Source organism: Microbacterium sp. ER1 (assembly GCF_023383675.1).
Classification (GTDB): Bacteria; Actinomycetota; Actinomycetes; order Actinomycetales; family Microbacteriaceae; genus Microbacterium.
The window spans coordinates 28,989-48,627 of the sequence record NZ_QCXO01000119.1; the positions used below are offsets into that span (position 1 = coordinate 28,989).

Annotated in this window: 18 protein-coding genes; 9 read left to right on the forward strand and 9 right to left on the reverse strand. The window is 71.2% G+C overall.

Annotated features, from left to right (window positions below):
* Positions 1-7: 7 nt before the first annotated feature.
* Positions 8-1,282: a serine hydroxymethyltransferase gene (gene glyA / locus BV453_RS02375; protein ID WP_025103803.1), complete on the forward strand. Its 1,275-nt coding sequence runs from the start codon at positions 8-10 to the stop codon at positions 1,280-1,282.
* Complete coding sequence (locus BV453_RS02380) at positions 1,279-2,157, forward strand: bifunctional methylenetetrahydrofolate dehydrogenase/methenyltetrahydrofolate cyclohydrolase (protein WP_025103804.1); 879 nt, start codon at positions 1,279-1,281, stop codon at positions 2,155-2,157. The genes glyA and BV453_RS02380 overlap by 4 nt, the downstream gene beginning before the upstream one ends.
* Before the next feature lie 80 nt (positions 2,158-2,237).
* On the opposite strand, the gene BV453_RS02385 is transcribed toward BV453_RS02380, so the two are convergent.
* The 8 genes from BV453_RS02385 to BV453_RS02420 all read right to left on the reverse strand — a co-directional run bounded on the left by BV453_RS02385 (position 2,238) and on the right by BV453_RS02420 (position 10,740).
* Positions 2,238-2,960, reverse strand: a complete 723-nt coding sequence (locus tag BV453_RS02385) for a DUF6882 domain-containing protein (protein ID WP_025103805.1) — start codon at positions 2,958-2,960, stop codon at positions 2,238-2,240.
* 22 nt (positions 2,961-2,982) lie between these two features.
* Positions 2,983-4,227 carry an MFS transporter gene (locus BV453_RS02390; protein ID WP_249520777.1) on the reverse strand — a complete coding sequence of 415 codons (1,245 nt, stop codon included), beginning with the start codon at positions 4,225-4,227 and terminating at the stop codon, positions 2,983-2,985.
* Between the two features lie 81 nt (positions 4,228-4,308).
* Complete coding sequence (locus BV453_RS02395; RefSeq protein ID WP_249520778.1) at positions 4,309-5,112, reverse strand: HpcH/HpaI aldolase/citrate lyase family protein; 804 nt, start codon at positions 5,110-5,112, stop codon at positions 4,309-4,311.
* On the reverse strand, positions 5,097-5,882 hold the full coding sequence (locus BV453_RS02400; protein ID WP_249520779.1) for a fumarylacetoacetate hydrolase family protein: 786 nt from the start codon (positions 5,880-5,882) through the stop codon (positions 5,097-5,099). The genes BV453_RS02395 and BV453_RS02400 overlap by 16 nt, the downstream gene beginning before the upstream one ends.
* Positions 5,883-5,891: 9 nt before the next feature.
* A complete protein-coding gene (gene hpaD / locus BV453_RS02405; RefSeq protein ID WP_249520780.1) occupies positions 5,892-7,058 on the reverse strand; it encodes a 3,4-dihydroxyphenylacetate 2,3-dioxygenase in 1,167 nt (388 codons plus the stop codon).
* A 30-nt stretch (positions 7,059-7,088) separates the two neighbouring features.
* On the reverse strand, positions 7,089-8,588 hold the full coding sequence (hpaE, locus tag BV453_RS02410; protein WP_025103810.1) for a 5-carboxymethyl-2-hydroxymuconate semialdehyde dehydrogenase: 1,500 nt from the start codon (positions 8,586-8,588) through the stop codon (positions 7,089-7,091).
* The gene (locus BV453_RS02415) at positions 8,585-9,271 is read right to left on the reverse strand and encodes a GntR family transcriptional regulator (protein WP_025103811.1); all 687 of its coding nucleotides are present in this window, start codon (positions 9,269-9,271) and stop codon (positions 8,585-8,587) included. Before BV453_RS02415 ends, hpaE begins: the two co-directional genes overlap by 4 nt.
* Complete coding sequence (locus BV453_RS02420) at positions 9,268-10,740, reverse strand: fumarylacetoacetate hydrolase family protein (protein ID WP_249520781.1); 1,473 nt, start codon at positions 10,738-10,740, stop codon at positions 9,268-9,270. Before BV453_RS02420 ends, BV453_RS02415 begins: the two co-directional genes overlap by 4 nt.
* 143 nt (positions 10,741-10,883) lie before the next feature.
* On the opposite strand from BV453_RS02420, the gene BV453_RS02425 reads away from it, so the two are divergent.
* Positions 10,884-12,263, forward strand: a complete 1,380-nt coding sequence (locus BV453_RS02425) for an MFS transporter (protein WP_249520782.1) — start codon at positions 10,884-10,886, stop codon at positions 12,261-12,263.
* A 57-nt stretch (positions 12,264-12,320) separates the two neighbouring features.
* On the opposite strand, the gene BV453_RS02430 is transcribed toward BV453_RS02425, so the two are convergent.
* On the reverse strand, positions 12,321-13,028 hold the full coding sequence (locus BV453_RS02430) for an IclR family transcriptional regulator (RefSeq protein WP_126894096.1): 708 nt from the start codon (positions 13,026-13,028) through the stop codon (positions 12,321-12,323).
* Positions 13,029-13,156: 128 nt separating this feature from the next.
* Here BV453_RS02430 and BV453_RS02435 point away from each other — a divergent pair, with 128 nt between their 5' ends.
* From BV453_RS02435 to BV453_RS02460, 6 genes are all read left to right on the forward strand, one after another.
* Positions 13,157-15,028 (forward strand): FAD-dependent monooxygenase, encoded by a 1,872-nt coding sequence (locus BV453_RS02435; protein WP_249520783.1) that lies wholly within the window; start codon positions 13,157-13,159, stop codon positions 15,026-15,028.
* Between the two features lie 80 nt (positions 15,029-15,108).
* Positions 15,109-16,083 carry an ABC transporter ATP-binding protein gene (locus BV453_RS02440; RefSeq protein ID WP_249520784.1) on the forward strand — a complete coding sequence of 325 codons (975 nt, stop codon included), beginning with the start codon at positions 15,109-15,111 and terminating at the stop codon, positions 16,081-16,083.
* 1 nt (position 16,084) lies between these two features.
* Entirely contained in the window at positions 16,085-16,846 is a 762-nt protein-coding gene (locus BV453_RS02445; protein ID WP_085606807.1) for an ABC transporter permease, read from the forward strand.
* Positions 16,847-16,875: 29 nt separating this feature from the next.
* Complete coding sequence (locus BV453_RS02450) at positions 16,876-18,003, forward strand: sensor histidine kinase (RefSeq protein WP_025103818.1); 1,128 nt, start codon at positions 16,876-16,878, stop codon at positions 18,001-18,003.
* A complete protein-coding gene (locus BV453_RS02455; RefSeq protein WP_036292686.1) occupies positions 18,000-18,626 on the forward strand; it encodes a response regulator transcription factor in 627 nt (208 codons plus the stop codon). Before BV453_RS02450 ends, BV453_RS02455 begins: the two co-directional genes overlap by 4 nt.
* 76 nt (positions 18,627-18,702) lie before the next feature.
* On the forward strand, positions 18,703-19,083 hold the full coding sequence (locus BV453_RS02460) for a VOC family protein (RefSeq protein ID WP_025103820.1): 381 nt from the start codon (positions 18,703-18,705) through the stop codon (positions 19,081-19,083).
* Positions 19,084-19,639 lie beyond the last annotated feature (556 nt).

The window sequence follows — 19,639 nt, forward strand, 5'->3', positions numbered from 1 at the left end:
GCACGTCATGACCGACCGTTACTTCAACGCCCCGCTGTCCGAGGTCGACCCGGAGATCGCCGAGGTCCTCGATCGCGAGCTGAAGCGTCAGCAGACCTTCCTCGAGATGATCGCCTCGGAGAACTTCGTCCCCGTCTCGGTCCTGCAGTCGCAGGGCTCGGTGCTCACCAACAAGTACGCCGAGGGCTACCCCGGCCGCCGCTACTACGGCGGCTGCGAGGAGGTCGACGTCGCGGAGGAGCTCGCCATCTCCCGCGCCAAGAGCCTGTTCGGCGCCGAGTTCGCGAACGTCCAGCCGCACTCCGGTGCGTCCGCGAACGCCGCGGTCCTGCACGCGATCGCCCGCCCCGGCGACACCCTGCTCGGCCTCTCGCTCGACCAGGGCGGCCACCTCACGCACGGCATGAAGATCAACTTCTCCGGCCGCCTGTACGACATCGTGGCCTACGGGGTCGACGCCGAGACCTCGACGATCGACATGGACGAGGTCCGCCGCCTCGCCATCGAGCACAAGCCCAAGGTCATCATCGCCGGGTGGTCCGCCTACCCGCGGACGATGGACTTCGCCGCGTTCCGTGCTATCGCCGACGAGGTGGGCGCGATCCTCTGGGTCGACATGGCGCACTTCGCCGGCCTCGTCGCCGCCGGCCTGCACCCCAACCCGGTACCGCACGCGCACGTCGTGTCCTCCACCGTGCACAAGACCATCGGCGGCCCCCGCTCGGGCTTCATCCTCACCAACGACGCCGACCTCGCCAAGAAGATCAACACCGCGGTCTTCCCCGGCCAGCAGGGTGGTCCGCTGATGCACGTGATCGCGGCGAAGGCGACCGCCTTCAAGCTCGCCGGCACGCCGGAGTTCAAGGAGCGCCAGGAGCGTGTGCTGCGCGGGGCGAAGCTCATCGCCGAGCGCCTGTCGCAGCAGGACGTGAAGGACGCCGGCATCGCCGTGCGCTCGGGCGGCACGGACGTGCACCTCGTGCTCGTCGACCTCCGCGACGCCGAGATCGACGGCAAGCAGGCGGAGGACCTCCTGCACGACATCCACATCACCGTGAACCGCAACGCCGTGCCGAACGACCCGCGTCCGCCGATGGTGACCTCGGGCCTGCGGATCGGCACGCCCGCGCTCGCGACCCGCGGCTTCGGCGACGCCGAGTTCACCGAGGTGGCCGACATCATCGCCCTCGCGCTGCTCCCCGGTGCCGACATCGAGGCGCTCCGCGCCCGCGTGGACGCGCTCGCCGCGGCCTTCCCGCTCTACCCGGACCTGCAGCAGTGACCGCGGTCGTCCTCGACGGCAAGGCGGCGGCGGCCGAGATCCGCGCCGAGCTGACGGAGCGGGTCGCTGCGCTGAAGGAGAAGGGCGTCACCCCCGGCATCGCCACGGTGCTGGTGGGAGCCGACCCCGCCTCGCAGCTCTACGTGGGCATGAAGCACCGGCAGTCCGAGGCGATCGGGATGAACTCGATCCAGCGCGAGCTGCCGGCTGACGCCACCCAGGCCGACGTCGAGGCGCTGATCGACGAGCTCAACGCCGATCCCGCCTGCCACGGGTACATCGTGCAGCTGCCGCTGCCGAAGCACCTCGACACCGACGCGATCCTGGAGCGGATCGATCCGGCGAAGGACGCGGACGGGCTGCACCCGACCAACCTCGGGCGCCTCGTCCTCAACGTGAACGCGCCGATCCACACGCCGCTGCCGTGCACCCCGCGCGGGGTCATCGAGCTGCTGCTGCGCAACGACTACGACCTCAAAGGCAAGCACGTCGTGGTCGTCGGTCGGGGTGTCACGATCGGGCGTTCGATCGGGCTGCTGCTGACGCGTCGCGACCTCAACGCCACGGTCACGCTGACGCACACCGGCACGGTCGACATGCCGCGTTACCTCCGCGAGGCCGACGTGATCGTGGCGGCGGCCGGCGTGAAGCACCTCATCCGCGCCGAGGACGTCAAGCCCGGAGCCGCGGTGCTGGATGTCGGCGTGACCCGCGAGACCGACCCGGAGACCGGGAAGAACCTCGTGTTCGGTGACGTCGCTCCCGAGGTCGCCGAGGTCGCCGGTTACCTGTCGCCGAATCCGGGAGGGGTGGGGCCGATGACCGTCGCCCTGCTCATGACCAACGTCGTCGAGGCGGCCGAGCGGACGGTCTGATCTCCGCACCGCGTCGCAGATTCACGCGAACGCCGCAGGGATCCCGGGGATCTCTGCGGCGTTCGTGCGATTCTGCGGACTCAGCCCTGGCCGTGCAGCGAGCTCTCCACGCCGCTGATCCGGGCCTGCTCGTCGAAGCGGATCGTCGCGGTGCCCGAGGCATCCGTCACCGTGGCGCCGGAGAAGGACTCGTCCGTCCAGGTGAGGGTCCAGCCGGCGAGACGCGCGAGGTCCCAGACCGCCGTGCGGGCGTCGGGGAGGGGCGTCTGCGCGAGGGTGCGGGGCAGGGCCACCACCGTGTCGGCGACCGTGAGCGGGGCGAGCGGGGCGTCGAGCAGGAACACCGCGCGGGTGCCGCCGTCGACGGGGGCCGAGTAGTAGGGGGAGCGCCCGGTGAGCTCCACCGCCACGCCGCCGATCGTGTGCGCCGCGCGGGCGATCCACTCCGCATCGCCCGAGGCATCGGCCGGGAACGGGACCTCGGGGGCGGTGAGCTCGGCGATCCCGTGCTGCTCGCCGTACGCGCGGAGCTGCGCCGCGACACCCTGGGGGTCGCCCTGGGGGTGCGCCCATGCCCACAGCAGCGAGCGCGGGCCGGGGGCGATCGTGGCGATGAGGTGCGCGCGGGTCACGAGCTGCCGGGTCGGGTCGTCGTTCGCGGTGAAGGTCAGCGTTCCCGCCGCGAGGTCGGCGTCCCACCGGTGCTCGCCGAGCGCATCGGCGGCCGCGGAGAGGGCGTCCTGGCGGAGCGCGGTGAAGAGGGCGGCACGGTCGGCGAGGGGCTGCAGCGGGGGGAAGGTCATGCCCACAGTCTCCCCGGGATTGCTATGAATCCGCCACTCCCGCGCGCTCCGCGACGGCCGCCGCGGGCCGCCCCATCCGCCACACCGTGGGGACGAGCAGCGTCACCAGAGCGATCGCCGCATAGAGGACCGCGGAGGTGGTGAGCACGGTGGCCGGCTCCGCGTGCGTGATGAGCCAGCCGTACACGAGCGTGCCGATGGGCATCACGACGAAGCTGCCGAGCATGTCGTAGCTCGCGACCCGCGAGAGCTTCTCCCCGGGGATGTTCTCCATCATCGCGAGGTTCCAGCCGGTCGCGAAGACCTCGGCTCCGGCCCCGGCGACGAACGCGGCCATCGCGAGCATGACCACGGCCGGGTGCACGCCGAGGAGGGTGAGCGGCAGGGCGAACGCCGCCATCCCGATCATCCCGTAGCGCAGGGGCCGGCGGAGCGGGAACCACATCAGCAGCAGGGTCATCACCAGGACTCCTGCGCCCTCCGCGCTCACGACCCACCCCCAGCCGGAGATGCCGAGGCGATCGTCGTTCTTCGCGATGTACGGGCCGACGACGCCCCAGGCGCCCACGTGGATCGCGTTCATGATCATGAAGGCGAGCACGATGGTCCACAGCCAGGAGCGGCTCCAGAACTCGTGCCACCCCACCCGGAGGTCGTGGAACATCGTGGTGCCGCCGGAGGCCGCGGGCGGCGGGAGCTTCACGAGCGCGAGGACCGGGACCGCGAGCAGCCACCCCGCCGCCTGCACGACCATGGCCCACGCGGGTCCTGCGGTGGCGACCAGGACGCCCGCGACGACCGGGCCGCCGATCGTGACGGCCGAGCGGACGAACGACAGCATCGCGTTCGCCTGCTGGAGGTGCGCGGGGGTGGTCAGCTGCGGGATGATGCCCTGCATCGCGGGGAGCACGAACGCGGACGAGGCGCCGTTGATCGCGGAGAGCACGGCGAGGAGCGGGACCGTGGCCGTGCCCGTGAACAGGAGAGCCGCCATCGCTCCGACCGACAGGATGTCCACGACGTAGCAGGACTGGATGATGAGAGCGCGGGGGAGGCGGTCGGCGACGACGCCCCCGAACAGGACGAACACGATGTTGCTGATCGTGAAGGCGGCCAGCACGATCGCGAGCGACCGGGCGTCGTTGTCGATCTCGAGCACCGCGAACGCCAGGGCGATGGCCGACATCGAGCCCGTGACGAGCGTCAGGGCGCGCGCGAGGAAGAACCACCGGAAGTTGCGGTCCTGCATCGCCGCCAGTCTGTGCACCGGCTCATCCTTCCCGGCCGCTTCGAATCGCGCAAATGGCCCCATTCCGGCCGCGGATGGAGCCAGGTGCGCGACTCGAAGTCAGTAGCTGGGGCGGCCGGAGGCGTCGGAGCGGGGGAGGAAGCGGGCGGCGAGGGCCTCGGAGGCGCGGGCGAGGAGGGCGACGTCGGCGCCCACGGCCACGAAGTCAGCCCCCGCCGCGAGATACGCGTCGGCGGCGGAGGGGTCGAACGCGTTCACCCCCACGGGCTTCCCGGCGGCACGCACTGCGGCGAACACCGACTCCACGGCGGCGACCACGTCCGGATGTGTCTGCTGTCCGAGCAGGCCCATCGACGCGGACAGGTCGGAGGGGCCGACGAACACCGCGTCCACCCCGTCGACCGCGGCGATGTCGGCGGCGGCCCCGACCCCCGCGGCCGTCTCGATCTGCACCGTGAGCGACACGTGCTGCGCCGACTCCTGCAGGTAGCGGTCGACGCGGTTCCAGCGGGCGCTGCGGGCGAGGGCGCTGCCGACGCCGCGGACGCCCTCGGGGGGATAACGGGTCGCGGCCACGGCAGCCCTGGCCTCGTCGGCGGACGACACCATCGGCACGATGAGGTTCTGCGCGCCGAGGTCGAGCACCTGCTTGATCGCGACCGCATCGTTGAAGGGCACCCGGACGAGCGGGGCGACCGGATAGGCCGCGACCGCCTGGAGCTGGGTCAGCACGGACTCGAGCGTGTTCGCCGAGTGCTCCATGTCGATGAGCAGCCAGTCCAGCCCGGAGCCCGCGGCGACCTCGGCGAGCAGCGGGCTCCCGGAGCACACCCACATCCCCACGAAGGGACGATCGGACGCGGCGAGCTGCGCGCGGAAGGACGGGTCTAGACGAAGCGGCATGTGATGGTCCCCATCGGTCCGTAGTCGCACAGCACCTCGTCGCCGCGCGACACCCACATCGGGCGTGTGAACGATCCTGCCAGGATGATCTCGCCCGCCTCCAGACGCGCGCCGTGCTGATGGAACTTGTTCGCGAGCCACGCGACCCCGGTGGCCGGATGCCCGAGCACGCCGGCGGCGACACCGGTCTCCTCGACCTCCCCGTTGCGGGACAGCACGCCGGGCACCCAGCGCAGGTCGATCTCGTCCGGGCGCTTGCGCACCGTCCCCAGCACCATCGCCCCGTACGCGGCGTTGTCGCTGATGGTGTCGACGATCGTGCGGCCCTCGAGCTCGATGTGCGAGTTCAGCACCTCGAGGGCCGGCACGGCGTAGTCGATCGCGGCGAGGGCGTCTTCCAGTGTGCAGTCGGGGCCCTCCAGCGGTTCCTTGAGCACGAACGCCAGCTCGACCTCGATGCGGACGTTGGAGAAGTGATCCGTGGGGATCTCCGCGCCCGACTCGTACACGGTGTCGTCGAACATGACGCCGTAGTCGGGCTCGGTGATCCCCGTCGCCTGCTGCATGGCCTTCGACGTCAGGCCGATCTTGCGCCCGACCAGCCGGCGGCCCGCCGCGACCTGCGAATCCCGCCACACGCCCTGGATGGCGTAGGAGTCCTCCACGGTCGCCTCCGGGTACCGCGCGGTGATGCGCGGGATCACCCCGTGCGTGCGGTCGGCTTCCGCGAGCTCCGCGGCGATCTGCGCGATGGTCTCCTCAGGCAGCATGAGCGTCTCCTAGAGCTGGTGGCCGAGCTTGTACTCGCCCTGCTTGTACTCGGGCATCGAGGTCTCGCCCTCGTCCGCGCGGGTGTAGGAGAAGCCGTCGGCGCCGATCGTCACGGCCATCTCGCTGGAGTCCGTGCGGGCGACGACGGGCTGCGGGTTGCCGTCGAGGTCGAGCACGAGCGAGGCGTCGGTGTACCAGGAGGGCACCACCGGGGTGCCCCACCAGTCGCGGCGCTGGTTGTCGTGCACGTCCCACGTGACGACCGGGTTGTCCGGGTCGCCGGTGTAGTAGTCCTGCGTGTAGATCTCGACGCGGTGGCCGTCCGGGTCGCGCAGGTAGAGGTAGAACGCGTTGGAGACGCCGTGCCGGCCGGGGCCGCGCTCGATGGCGTCGGAGCGGCGCAGCGCCCCGAGCTTGTCGCAGATCGCGAGGATGTTGTGCTTCTCGTGCGTCGCGAAGGCGACGTGGTGCATGCGCGGACCGTCGCCGCCCGTCGCCGCGGTGTCGTGCACGGTGGGCTTGCGGCGCATCCACGCGGCGTACACGGTGCCCTCGTCGTCCTGGATGTCCTCCGTCACGCGGAAGCCGAGGTCCTGGTAGTGGCGCACCGCGCGCGGCACGTCGGGGGTGACCTGGTTGAAGTGGTCGAGGCGCACGAGCTCGCCGGGGGTGTGCAGGTCGTACCGCCAGGACAGGCGCTCCACGTGCTCGGTGGCGTAGAAGAACTCGTACGGGAAGCCCAGCGGATCGACGACGCGCACGGAGTCGCCGATGCCCTTCACGAAGCCGTTCTCCTGACGACGGACGTCGCAGCCGAGCTCGGTGTAGAACTCCACGGCGCGGTCGAGGTCCTCCGCGGCGCGCACCCGGTATGAGAACGCGGCGACCGCGGCGAGGGGCCCCTGACGCAGCACGAGGTTGTGGTGGATGAACTCCTCGGTCGAGCGCAGGTAGATCGCCTCGTCGTCCTCCTCGGTCACGTACAGGCCCAGGATGTCGACGTAGAACTGCCGCGAGGCGGCCAGGTCGGTCACGACGAGCTCCATGTACGCGCAGCGCAGGATGTCCGGCGGCGTGCTCTTCGGCGTCGCGACGGGGTTGTCGCTCTGGATCGGGGCCTCCTGGCTCACGTAGTAGCCGGAGGAGGTGAGGGTCTTGGCGGTCTTGTCGGTCATGTCAGCGTCCTTGCTTGTGTCCGGCGGGCGTCAGTTCTTGCCGAACGTCGGGTTGTGCGGGGTCGAGGCGAGCGTGATGTGCACGCTCTGCTGGTCGGTGTAGAAGTCGATGGAGCGGTAGCCGCCCTCGTGGCCCAGGCCCGACGCCTTCACGCCGCCGAACGGCGTGCGGAGGTCGCGGACGTTGTTGCTGTTCAGCCACACCATGCCGGCCTCGACGGACTGCGCGAACGTGTGGGCGCGCTTGAGGTCGTTCGTCCAGATGTAGGCCGCGAGGCCGTACTTCGTGTTGTTCGCGAGCGCCAGCGCCTCCTCGTCGGAGTCGAACGGGGTGATCGCGACGACCGGGCCGAAGATCTCCTCCTGGAAGATGCGGGCGTCGGGGGCCACGTCGGCGAACACCGTCGGGGCGACGAAGTTCCCCTCTTCGAAGCCCTCGGGACGACCGCCGCCGGCGACCAGACGGCCCTCGGTCTTGCCGATCTCGACGTAGGACATCACCTTGTCGTAGTGCTCGGGGTGCACGAGAGCGCCGACCTCGGTCTCGGGGTCGTGCGGGTAGCCGACCTTGACGCGCTGCGCCTGCGCGGCGTAGCGCTCCACGAACTCGTCGTAGATCGAGCGCTCCACGATGATGCGGGACCCGGCGGTGCAGCGCTCGCCGTTGAGGGAGAAGACGCCGAAGATGGTCGCGTCGACGGCGGCCTCCAGGTCGGCGTCCGCGAAGACCACGGCGGGCGACTTGCCGCCGAGCTCCATCGACAGGCCCTTGAGGAACGGCGCGGCGTTGCCGAAGATGATCTGCCCCGTGCGGCTCTCGCCGGTGAAGGAGATGAGCGGCACGTCGGGGTGCTTCACCAGCGCGTCGCCGGCGTCTTCGCCGAGGCCGTTGACGAGGTTGAAGACGCCCTGCGGCAGGCCCGCCTCCTCGAAGATGCCCGCCCACAGCGAGGCGGAGAGGGGCGTGAACTCGGCCGGCTTGAGGACGACCGTGTTGCCGGTGGCGAGCGCGGGGCCGAGCTTCCAGGACTCGAGCATGAACGGCGTGTTCCACGGGGTGATGAGCCCGGCGACGCCGATCGGCTTGCGGTTGACGTAGTTCATCTGCTTGCCCGGCACCTTGAAGGCGTCGTCGGCCTGGGCGACGATCAGGTCGGCGAAGAAGCGGAAGTTCTCGGCGGCGCGGCGGGCCTGACCGAGGGCCTGCGTGATCGGCAGGCCGGAGTCGTACGACTCCAGCTCCGCGAGCCGGGCGTCGCGCGACTCCACGATGTCGGCGATCCTGTGCAGCACGCGCGAGCGCTCACGCGGGAGCATCCGCGGCCAGGGACCTTCGTCGAAGGCGCGCTTGGCGGCGGCGACGGCCCGCTCGATGTCGGCCTTCTTGCCGGCGGCGGCCGTCGTGTAGGTCTGGTTCGTCACCGGATCGAGCACGTCGAACGTGTCGCCGTCGATCGAGTCGACGAAGGCGCCGTCGATGTAGTGCTGGATGTGGTCGGGCAGGTCGGCGGGGATGCGGGAGTCGGTCATGATGCTTCTCCTTCGGCGGGGACGGAACGGGTGTGCAGGGCGTCGAGGAACGCGTCCCTCGTGCGCCACCGGTGGTTGCGGGCGGCGAGCTCGATCTCCAGCGGCTCGGCGCCGTCGCGGATCAGCTCGAGGATCTGGGTGTGCTCGTCGACCGAGTGGTGGGCGCGGCCGGGCACGTAGGCGAAGGTCGAGTCGCGGATGCCGGACAGCCGGGCCCAGCCGCGGTGCACGAGGTCGAGCAGGTGCGGGTTGGGGCACGGCTCGAACAGCACGGAGTGGAACTGCCGGTTGAGCTCGGTGAACGTGTGCGGGTCGAAGTGGTCGAGCAGGCGGCTCATGCGCTCGTTGACCTCGGCGGCCTGCGCGAGCGCGTCCGCGTCGAGCAGGGGAGCGGACAGCGCGGTGGCCGCCCCTTCGACGAGTCCGAGCGTCTGCATCGTGTGGGCGTACTCGCCCTCGTCCACGAGGGTCACGCGGGCGCCGACATTGCGCTCGAAGGTCACGAGCCCCTCGGCCTCCAGGCGGCGGATCGCCTCGCGCACCGGGACCACGCTCATCCCCAGCTCCTCGGCGATCGGACCGAGGACCAGGCGGTAGCCAGGGCCGTAGGTGTGCGCCGAGATGCGCGCGCGGATCCAGGCGTACGCCTGCTCCGACTTGCTGGCGCTCTCGACCGTGCTCACTTCCGCTCCGCTCCGGTGCCGGTCGCCTGCTCGTAGCGGGCGCGCCATTCGGCGTTCATCGGGAAGAGGCCGTCGACCGGGTGCCCGGCGGCGACCTGCTCGGCGATCCAGGCGTCCTCGATCTCCTGGGCCACGGCGTCGGCGGCGACCTCGGCGGCGAGAGCCGGCGGGATCACGATCACGCCGTCGCTGTCGCCGACGATGATGTCGCCGGGCTGCACGGTGGCACCGCCGCACGAGATCGTCACGTCGACGTCCCACGGCACGTGCTTGCGGCCGAGCACCGAGGGGTGCGCACCCTGCGAGAAGACGGGAAGCCCGATCTCGGCGACGGCCTGGAAGTCGCGGACACCGCCGTCGGTGACCACTCCCGCCGCGCCGCGGGTCTGCGCGCGCAGGGCGAGGATGTCGCCGAGCGTGCCGGTGGACGCGTCGCCGCGGGCCTCGATGACGATGACCTCGCCTTCGGCGACCGCGTCGAACGCGCGCTTCTGGGCGTTGTACCCGCCGCCGTGGGTGCGGAACAGGTCTTCGCGGAACGGCACGAAGCGCAGGGTCTTGGCGGTGCCGACGATCTTCGTGCCCGGGAGGTTGGCGGAGACCCCGTCGATGAAGCAGGAGTGGTGTCCGCGCTTGCGCAGCTGGGCCGAGAGGCCGGCGGTGGGGGCTTCGAGGAGCTGGGCGCGGAGCTCGGGGGTGAGCGTGGGCGCGGTGTCCTCGGCGGGCAGGCCGGCGAGCTCGCGGGAGCCCCAGGCCTCGGTGCGCTGGAGGTCGTCCACCGCGGGGAGCGAGCCGAGGTCGCCGTCGAAGGGGACATCCCCCTGCGTGACCGTCGTGACCAGGCGGCCGGACGTGGGGGCGCCGGGGGCGTCCGGGGCGTCGACCTCGATCTCGACCACGTCGCCGGGGACGATGACCGACGAGCCCGCGGGAGTGCCCGTGAGGATCACGTCGCCGGTCTCCAGCGTGAAGTGCTGGGAGAGGTCGGCGACGAGCTGGGCCAGCGGGAAGATGAGGCCGGCGGTGGTGTCGTCCTGGCGGAGCTCGCCGTTCACCCAGGCGCGCACGCGGAGCGCCGCCGGGTCGACCGTGCGGGCGTCGATCAGCTCCGGACCGAGCGGGGTGTACCCGTCGCCACCCTTGGAGCGGACGTTGGAGCCCTTGTCGTTGGCGCGCAGATCGTAGAGACCGAGATCGTTCGAGGCGGTCACCCACTGCACGTGGTCCCAGGCGTCGGCGAGGGCGACCCGGCGGGCCGGGGCGCCGATGATCAGCGCGATCTCCCCTTCGAACGCGAGCAGCTCGGTGCCGGCGGGGCGCTCGACGGTGCCGCCGGAGACCCCGACCGAACTGGCCGGCTTGAAGAAATAGGAGGGGTGGGCGGGGCGTCGACCGCGCTGGTCGGCCCGCGAGGCGTAGCTCAGGTGGATCGCGATGATCTTCCCCGGGCGGGCGATGGTGTCCGTCACGGATGCGCCTCCTCGCGCTGGTCAGGACGCGTTGTGCGTCGTATCCGAAATCATATATCATCGTCTCACCCCTCGGCAAGCAGATCGGATTCACGTCCGGGCGCGCCGTGACAACGCGGTCACAAGCACAAAGGAGACACCCCATGAGCGGGCAGTCACAGGGTGGGTTCACGCCCACCGGAACCATCGCGACGGCGGCCGACCGGCGTCGTGTCGTCTTCGCCACCGTCGTCGGGACCACCGTCGAGTGGTACGACTTCTTCATCTACGCCACGGCGGTCGGGCTGGTCTTCGGACAGCTCTTCTTCGCACCGCTCGGCGCCAACAGCGCTCTCGTCGGCTTCGCCACGGTCGGTGTGAGCTTCCTCTTCCGGCCCCTCGGCGCGTTCCTCGCCGGCCACTACGGCGACAAGCTCGGCCGCAAGGCCGTGCTGATGTGGACGCTGATCCTCATGGGGGCCGCGACCGCCCTGATCGGTCTGCTCCCCACGCACGAGACCATCGGCGTCATGGCGCCGGTCCTCCTCGTGCTGCTGCGCATCGTGCAGGGCATCTCGGCCGGCGGCGAGTGGGGCGGCGCGGTGCTGATGGCCGTCGAGCACGCCCCGCGCAAGAAGCGCGGCATCTTCGGCGCCTCCCCGCAGATCGGCGTGCCGCTCGGCCTGCTGCTCGCCTCGGGCGTCATGGCGCTGATGACCGCGATCGCTCCGGGGGACCAGTTCCTCGCCTGGGGCTGGCGTGTGCCGTTCCTGCTGAGCGTCGTGCTGATCCTCGTGGGCTACTACGTCCGCCGTCGCGTGGAGGAGAGCCCGGTGTTCGCCGAGCTCGCCGAGCGCAAGGAGAAGGCGAAGATGCCGATCGTGCAGCTCTTCCGCAAGCACCTGCTGCTCGTCATCATCGCCGCCCTCGTCTTCGCCGGCAACAACGCCGTGGGCTACATGACCACCGGCGGCTACATCCAGGGCTATGCCACGAACCCCGAGGGGCCCATCGGCCTCGAGCGCGGGCCCGTGCTGTGGGCGGTCACCGGATCGGCCGTCACCTGGCTGCTCACCACGCTGCTGGCCGGCTGGGTGTCCGACCGCATCGGCCGTCGCACGACCTACCTCATCGGCTGGGTGCTCCAGCTCGTCGGCGTGTTCACGCTGTTCCCGCTCGTCAACACCGGCGAGGTGGGGCTGCTGTTCGCCGGTCTCGCGATCCTCACGATCGGCCTGGGCTTCACCTACGGGCCGCAGGCGGCGCTGTACACCGAGCTGTTCCCCGCGAGCATCCGGTTCTCCGGCGTCTCCATCTCGTACGCGATCGGCGCGATCGCCGGTGGCGCCTTCGCGCCCACGATCGCGACGTTCATCGTCGATCAGACCGGCTCCACCGAGGCGGTCACCTGGTACCTCGCGGGCATGACCCTCCTCGGCCTCGTCGCCACGCTCCTGCTGCGCGACCGCTCGGGCATCCCGCTCGGTCCGGACCACGAGGAGGAGCAGTCCGTCAGCCCGATCCGCGGGCTCGCGAAGGTCTGACCTCCCTGCCACGAGAGCGCGCGTCCCTGAGGGGCGCGCGCTCTCGTGCGTTCCGGCTCAGCCCTCGAGGGCCTCGCGGATGAGGTCGGCGGAGCGCCGGAGGCGCGCGGCGATCTCCCCGTCGTCCAGGTCGGTCGCGACGTGCACGACCGCGATCGCGGCGGGACGCTGGCCGCGCAGACGCAACGGGACGGCGACCGACTGGACCGTGGGGATGACCTCGTCGTGGCTCGTGGCGTAGCCGCGCGCGGCGGCGCTGTCGACGTCGGCGCGCAGGGCGGGGGAGATGGCGACGGGAACCTCCGCGCCGTCGAGCTGTGCGAGGATCGCCTTCCCGGGGGCGCCGACCGTGACGGAGTGCCGCGCGCCGGGCCGCTGGGCGACGCTGGCGACGGCGTGCCGCGGCTCGACGCTGGCGAGGGTGATGCACTCGGCCCCGTCCAGGACGGCGAGGAAGCAGGTCATGCCGAGCTCGTTCGCGATGGCGGTGAGCTCCGGCAGGGCCTCGGCCTGGAGGTCGTGGGCGACACCGGCGGCGAGGGCGGCCATGCGGGCGCCGAGGCTCACGGCGCCGCTCGCGTCGCGGGTGACGAGACCGTGATCCTCGAGGGTGCGGAGGAGCCGGTAGGCGATGGAGCGATGCACTTCGAGGCGGCCGGCGATGTCGTCGATGGTCAGCGCGCCGCGGGCGTCGGCGAGCACCTCGAGGATGCGGATGCCGCGGCTCAGCGTCTGCGAGGCGGGGGCGGCGGGGCGCTCGGACATGGCTCTCCTTGCGATGCGCGAGGCACCGGTCTAGGCTGTGTTCAATAGTAGAACACTGTGTTCGAATATAGAACACGGTGTTCCTGGGCGCAACACCCGACGAAGACGTCCGGAAGGAATCGACGACGATGCAGTTCCACCACCACGGCTATGTGTCCGGAGACCCGCGCGTGCAGGACGCCGCCGGCACCGGGATCGACCGCCCCGCCGCCCTGCCCGACGAGGTCGACGTCCTCATCGTCGGCTCCGGGCCCGCGGGCATGCTGCTCGCGGCACAGATGTCGCAGTACCCCGACATCACGACCCGCATCATCGAGAAGCGAGAGGGCCGCCTCGTCCTCGGACAGGCCGACGGCATCCAGCCCCGCAGCGTGGAGACCTTCCAGGCCTTCGGCTTCGCCGAGCGCATCATCGCGGAGGCCTACAACATCGGCTGGATGAACTTCTGGGGCCCCGACCCCGAGCACCCCGATCAGATCGTGCGGACCACCCGCACCGCCGACTACGCCTACGACATCTGCGAGTTCCCGCACCTCATCGTCAACCAGGCCCGCGTGCTGGACTACTTCGCCGAAGCGGCGGCCGACGGCCCCGGACGGATCGTGCCGGACTACGGCGTCGAATTCCTCGGGCTCACCGTGCACGAGGAGGGCGAGTACCCGGTCGAGGTGCGCGTCCGCCATGTCGGCGAGGCCGACGAACGCGTCGTCCGGGCGAAGTACGTGGTGGGCTGCGACGGCGCCCGGAGCGGCGTGCGTCAGGCGATCGGACGCACGCACGTCGGCGCGAGCGCCGCGCACGCCTGGGGCGTCATGGACGTGCTCGTCAACACCGACTTCCCGGACTGGCGCACGAAGTGCGCGATCAACTCGAAGGCCGGCAACATCCTGCACATCCCGCGGGAGGGCGGCTACCTCAGCCGCATGTACATCGACCTCGGCGAGGTCGCGGCGGACGACGACCACCGCGTGCGCCAGACGCCCATCGAGGAGATCATCCGGCGCGCCAACGCGATCCTCCACCCCTACACGCTCGATGTGAAGCAGGTCGCCTGGCACAGCGTCTACGAGGTCGGCCACCGTGTGACCGACGGCTTCGACGACGTCGACCCCGGCGCCGACCGCAGCCCGCGCGTCTTCCTCACCGGCGACGCCTGTCACACCCACAGCGCCAAGGCCGGCCAGGGCATGAACGTGTCGATGCAGGACGGGTTCAACCTCGGCTGGAAGCTCGGTTCCGTGCTGAGCGGCCGTGCGCCCGAGTCGCTGCTGGCCACGTACGGCGCCGAGCGTCGTCCCGTCGCGCAGCAGCTCATCGACTTCGACCGCGAGTGGTCCAGCCTCATGGCGCGCAAGCCCGAGGAGATCTCCGACCCGAACGAGCTGGCCACGTACTACCTGGCGACGGCCGAGTTCCCGTCCGGGTTCATGACCCAGTACACGTCCTCCATGATCACCGGCACGGACGCCCACCAGGCGCTCGCCGTCGGGTACCCGCTGGGCAAGCGCTTCAAGTCGGCGGAGGTCGTGCGGGTCGGGGACGGCAACGTCGTCCACCTGGGACACCACGCGAAGGCCGACGGCCGGTGGCGGGTCTACGCGTTCGGCGACCGGACCGGGGAGGCCCTCGCAGCGTGGGCGGAGGCCGCCGCGCCCGTGTTCGCACGGTTCACCCCGGCGGACGCCGACGCCGACGCCGTGTTCGACGTGAAGGCCGTGTATCAGCAGCCCTTCGAGGAGGTCGAGGTCACGACGACGCCCGAGCTCTTCCAGCCGAAGACCGGCCCGCTCGGACTCACCGACTGGGAGAAGGTCTACGCGGCCGGCCCGAGCAAGTGGTGCGGCACGGACATCTTCGAGGCGCGGGAGCTGTCCCGTGACGGCGTCGTGATCGTCGTGCGCCCGGACCAGTACGTCGCCGCGATCCTCCCGCTGGACGGGGTGGACGGCGTGGACGAGCTGGCGGGCTTCCTGGACGGGGCGCTGCTTCCCGCGCGCTGAACCTCGGCATGACACGTGTCATGCCGAGGAGATGACACCGCCCTCCGGACGGCCGCGCGCTCCGGCGCGAGGCTGGAGGCATGAACGAGACATCCGTGCAGGAGGCGGCACCGCGCGTCGCGTCGTCCTCCGCGTCCCCCGCCGTCGATGACAGACCCGTGGCGCTGGAGCTGATCGACGTGCGCAAGCACTTCGGCACCGGCGAGCGCCGCGTGCCGGCCGTCGACGGTGTCGACCTCTCCATCCGGCGCGGCGAGGTGGTCGCCCTGCTCGGCCCCAACGGCGCGGGCAAGACCACCACGCTCGACATGCTCCTCGGGCTCACCGCCCCCAGCAGCGGGACCGTGCGCGTGCTCGGGGCGGCTCCGGAACGGGCCACCGCGAACGGGGCCATCGGAGCCGTGCTGCAGACCGGGGGGCTGCTCGGCGACCTCACCGTCGGCGAGACCGTGCGGCTGATCGCCTCGCTGTACGGGCGGGAAGCCCTCGCACGCGTGCCGGAGGTGATGCGCCGTGCCGACCTCGCCGGTCTCGCGCGCCGCCGGGTGTCCAAGTGCTCGGGCGGCGAGCAGCAGCGCGTGAAGTTCGCGCTCGCGATGATCTCCGATCCCGACATCCTCGTGCTCGACGAGCCGACCGCCGGTATGGACGTCACCGCGCGGCGCCACTTCTGGGACGTGATGCGTGCCGACGCGGACGCGGGGCGCACGATCGTGTTCGCCACGCACTATCTGGAGGAGGCGGAGCAGTTCGCCCGCCGCACGGTGGTCATGCATCGGGGCACCGTTGTCGCGGACGCGCCCACCGCCCTGCTCCGTGCGAGCCTGGGCGAGCGTACGGTCTCGGCCACCGTGCCCGCCGTGTCGGACGCGCTGGTCGCCGCCCTGACCGCCGCGGAGGGCGTGACCGGTGTGCGCGTCGACGGGGACCGCCTCAGCCTCCGCGCCACCGACTCCGACGCCGCCGCCCGGCTGCTGCTCGACGGGGGAGCGCGCGACCTGGAGATCGCCGCCCCCACGCTCGAGACCGCCTTCACCGCCCTCACGGAGGACTGACATGACCACGACCGTCTCGCCCACCATGCTGCGCATCGAGGGGCTGCGCCAACTGCGCAACCCCTACACGCTCGCCTTCACCCTCGCCATGCCCGTGGCCATGTACCTGCTCTTCGGTGCGGGCATGGGGTACGGCACGCTCTCCGCCGGCAACGGCAACGTCTCCTTCTCCGTGATGGTCTCGATGGCGGCCTACGGCACCGCGGTGGCGATGAGCTCGCTCACCTCGCTCGCGGCCACCGAGGCCAAGCAGGGGTGGGGAAGGCAGCTCGCGATGACGCCGCTGACGACCACCGGGTACGCCCTGACGAAGCTGCTCACCGCCGTGTCGTTCGCCGCGCTCGCCCTCGTCGCGGTGTTCGTCGCCGGGCTGCTCACCGGCGCGGAGGCGGACGGCGCCTGGCGGTGGGTCGTGACCGCCGCCCTCATCCTCGGCATCGGCCTCATGTTCGGCCTCTACGGGCTCGGGGTCGGCCTGTTCTTCGGCTCCGACTCCGCCGCCGCGCTCGCGTCCATCTCGATGACCTTCTTCGCCTTCTTCGGCAACGTGTTCATGCCGCTCGACGGCGTCATGCTCGACATCGCCCGATTCACCCCGTTGTACGGCTTCGTCGCCCTGAGCCGTTGGCCGCTGACGGAGGGCGTGCTGACGACGGGGCAGACGGATGAGCTGTGGATGCTGCTCCTCAACGTCGCGGTCTGGCTCGTCGTCTTCGCGGTGCTGGTGACGGTGGGCGTGCGGCGCTCGCGGTCACGACGGTGAGCGCCCCGGCGCGACAGTAGGTTGGACGGATGACGATGCAGGAAGGCCGGGAGGCGGACGCCCGATCCGGGACGGGCAAGGACCCCTGGGCGCGGTTCGGCTGGCTGATGGCGGTCGTCTGGCTCGTGTTCCTGATCTATCCGGTCCTTGCGTTGCTCGCCTCCGCCGCTCCGCCGGCGTGGGTCGTCACGGGGTGGGTGGCGCTGGTCGCGTTCATCGTCCTCTATGTGACGGGGTTCCTGCACGGCATGCGCGGCGGAGGCGGCCTCGGTCGCACCCCCTCGCGGCGACAGTGGATCACGTTCGCCGCGCTCATCGCGTGCGCGCTGGTCACGATCCCCGCCGTGGGCGGGTCGGCGCTGAGCTTCCTGCCGTTCATCATGTCGTTCGCCTCGTACGGACTGACCCGTGCTTGGCACTGGATCACGACCATCGCCGCGCTCGTGGTGGCGGCCGGCTGCGTCTTCCTCATCCCCGACAACCTCTCCTACCTTTCCGTCCTCGCGATCGTCGCCCTCCTCGGCGTCGTGAACACGGTCTCGACCTGGCTCATCGTGCGCTCGGCGGAGGCGGAGCGGCTGGGCAGGGAGCTGGCGACCAGCGAGGGGCGGGAGGCCGTGGCGCGCGACGTGCACGACCTCATCGGCCACTCGCTGACGGTCGTCGGACTCAAGGCCCAGCTCGTGCGGCGGCTGATGGACTCCGACCTGGAGCGCGCCAAGGCCGAGCTCGCCGACATCGAACGTCTGACCGCGGAGGCCATCGCCGGAGTGCGGCAGACCGTCGCCGGTGCGCGGGCGACGACCCTCGTCGAGCAGCTCGCGTCGACCGAGGACTCGCTGCGCGCCGCGGACATCGCGCTCGTCGTGGACGGGACCCCGGACGCCCTCTCGCCGGTCCAGGCGATCACGGCGAGCTGGATCCTCCGCGAGGCGACGACCAACACGCTGCGGCACTCCGGTGCCGCGGCCGTCCGTGTGCGCATCGCTCCGGGCGTGCTCACCGTGGAGGACGACGGTGTCGGGCCCGCGTCCGCGACCGGGCATCGCGAGGGCAACGGCATCCGGGGGATGCGGGAGCGCGCGGCGGCGGCCGGCGCCGGGTTCGCCGTGCGGCCAGGCGAGGCGGCGGGCACGCGGGTGGAGGTGACGTGGTGACGGCGGCCCCGACGGTTCCGATCCGGCTGCTCATCGCCGACGACCAGGCCCTCGTCCGCGGGGCGCTCGGGGCCCTGCTCGACCTGGAGCCGGATCTCGAGGTGCAGGGCCTGGCGGCGGACGGCGCGGAGGCGCTGCGCCTGGCGGAGGAGCTGCAGCCGGACGTGTGTCTGATGGACATCCAGATGCCGGGGGTGGACGGCGTCGAGGCGACGAAACGGATCCGCGCGGCCAGCCCGCAGACGCGCGTGCTCGTGGTGACCACGTTCGCGCGACCCGGGTACCTGCGCGCGGCGCTCGACGCCGGGGCGAGTGGGTTCGTGGTGAAGGACACCCCGGCCGAGGAGCTCGCCGCGGCCGTGCGCCGCGTGCACGCCGGACTCCGGGTGCTCGATCCGAAACTCGCCGAGGAGAGCCTGTTCGAGGGAGCCAACCCGCTGAGCGACCGGGAGCGGCAGGTGCTGCGGCTGGCCGCCGACGGACGATCCGCGGCGGCCATCGCGGCGGAGGTCTTCCTGTCGGCGGGCACGGTGCGCAACCACCTCTCCGCCGCGATCGGCAAGACCGGCGCCGAGAACCGGGCGCAGGCGGTGCGGATCGCGTCCGACAAGGGCTGGCTCTGACGCCTCTGGCGGGTGTCGGAGGCCGCGCGTACTGTGAGGGCCGACGGGTGACGGAGCCCGACAGGAGGAGTGCGTGATGGACTGGAAGATCGAACTCATCTTCGTGCCGGTCAGCGATGTCGACCGGGCGAAGGACTTCTACGTGAAGATCGGTTTCCACGCCGACCATGATCAGGTGCCGTACGAGGGCCTGCGCTTCGTGCAGATGACCCCGCCGGGATCGGCCTGCTCGATCGCCTTCGGCACGGGGCTGACCAGCGGCTTGGAGCCCGGGCAGCAGAACACCATCCAGGTGGTCGTCCCCGACGCCGACGAGGCTCTCGCGCACCTGAGGGGTCTCGGCGTGGAGGCCGAGGGCGTGGACGAGCAGGACTGGGGCCGTTTCGTGCGCTTCGACGACCCGGACGGCAACACCTGGACCCTGCAGGAGCTCCCGGACTACAGCGCCCAGGGGTGACGACGGTCCCCGGGCCGGGTCTAGGGATGGGGTCGGGTCCGGTTCGGATTCGTCCCGGGTCTGGTTCGGTTCCGGGGGCTGGGGGTCCTGTGCGGTCACAGATGCACGACCTCGGGACGCATGCACGACCGGCGACAGTGTCTGGTCGTGCAGATGGAACGGGGTAGTGCATCTGTAGGCGGGCTCGGGACGCGGGTCCCCGTCGGGGCGGAGACGTACGACCTGGGGACGAGTGCACGACCCGGGTGACGGATGCACGACCAGGGGACGAGTGCACGACCCGGGTGACGGATGCACGACCGGGTGACGGATGCACGACCGAGGGTGGGTATCGGTCGTGCGGGCGGAACCGGGGCGTGCGGGCCGAACCGGGGACGTCCGCGCGGAACCGCGTCGTGCGGGTGTGCCTGAGCCCGGGGGTAGGTCCGGAGTCGGGAGACGGGTGCACGACCGGGCGACGGACGCACGACCTGGGATGTGTATCGGTCGTGCGGGCGGAACCGGGTCGTGCAGGCGGTCCGGGATCAGGGAGGTCCGGGGGGTCAGGGGAGGCGGG

Bases quoted from the DNA above. Each gene is read 5' to 3' on its own strand.
- BV453_RS02460 (WP_025103820.1), top strand. From the start codon at position 18,703: ATGGACTGGAAGATCGAACTCATCTTCGTGCCGGTCAGCGATGTCGAC.
- BV453_RS02435 (WP_249520783.1), top strand. From the start codon at position 13,157: ATGCAGTTCCACCACCACGGCTATGTGTCCGGAGACCCGCGCGTGCAG.
- BV453_RS02450 (WP_025103818.1), top strand. From the start codon at position 16,876: ATGACGATGCAGGAAGGCCGGGAGGCGGACGCCCGATCCGGGACGGGC.
- hpaD (WP_249520780.1), bottom strand. From the start codon at position 7,058: ATGACCGACAAGACCGCCAAGACCCTCACCTCCTCCGGCTACTACGTG.
- BV453_RS02430 (WP_126894096.1), bottom strand. From the start codon at position 13,028: ATGTCCGAGCGCCCCGCCGCCCCCGCCTCGCAGACGCTGAGCCGCGGC.
- BV453_RS02400 (WP_249520779.1), bottom strand. From the start codon at position 5,882: ATGCTGCCTGAGGAGACCATCGCGCAGATCGCCGCGGAGCTCGCGGAA.
- hpaE (WP_025103810.1), bottom strand. From the start codon at position 8,588: ATGACCGACTCCCGCATCCCCGCCGACCTGCCCGACCACATCCAGCAC.
- BV453_RS02425 (WP_249520782.1), top strand. From the start codon at position 10,884: ATGAGCGGGCAGTCACAGGGTGGGTTCACGCCCACCGGAACCATCGCG.
- BV453_RS02395 (WP_249520778.1), bottom strand. From the start codon at position 5,112: ATGCCGCTTCGTCTAGACCCGTCCTTCCGCGCGCAGCTCGCCGCGTCC.
- glyA (WP_025103803.1), top strand. From the start codon at position 8: ATGACCGACCGTTACTTCAACGCCCCGCTGTCCGAGGTCGACCCGGAG.
- BV453_RS02445 (WP_085606807.1), top strand. From the start codon at position 16,085: ATGACCACGACCGTCTCGCCCACCATGCTGCGCATCGAGGGGCTGCGC.
- BV453_RS02385 (WP_025103805.1), bottom strand. From the start codon at position 2,960: ATGACCTTCCCCCCGCTGCAGCCCCTCGCCGACCGTGCCGCCCTCTTC.
- BV453_RS02440 (WP_249520784.1), top strand. From the start codon at position 15,109: ATGAACGAGACATCCGTGCAGGAGGCGGCACCGCGCGTCGCGTCGTCC.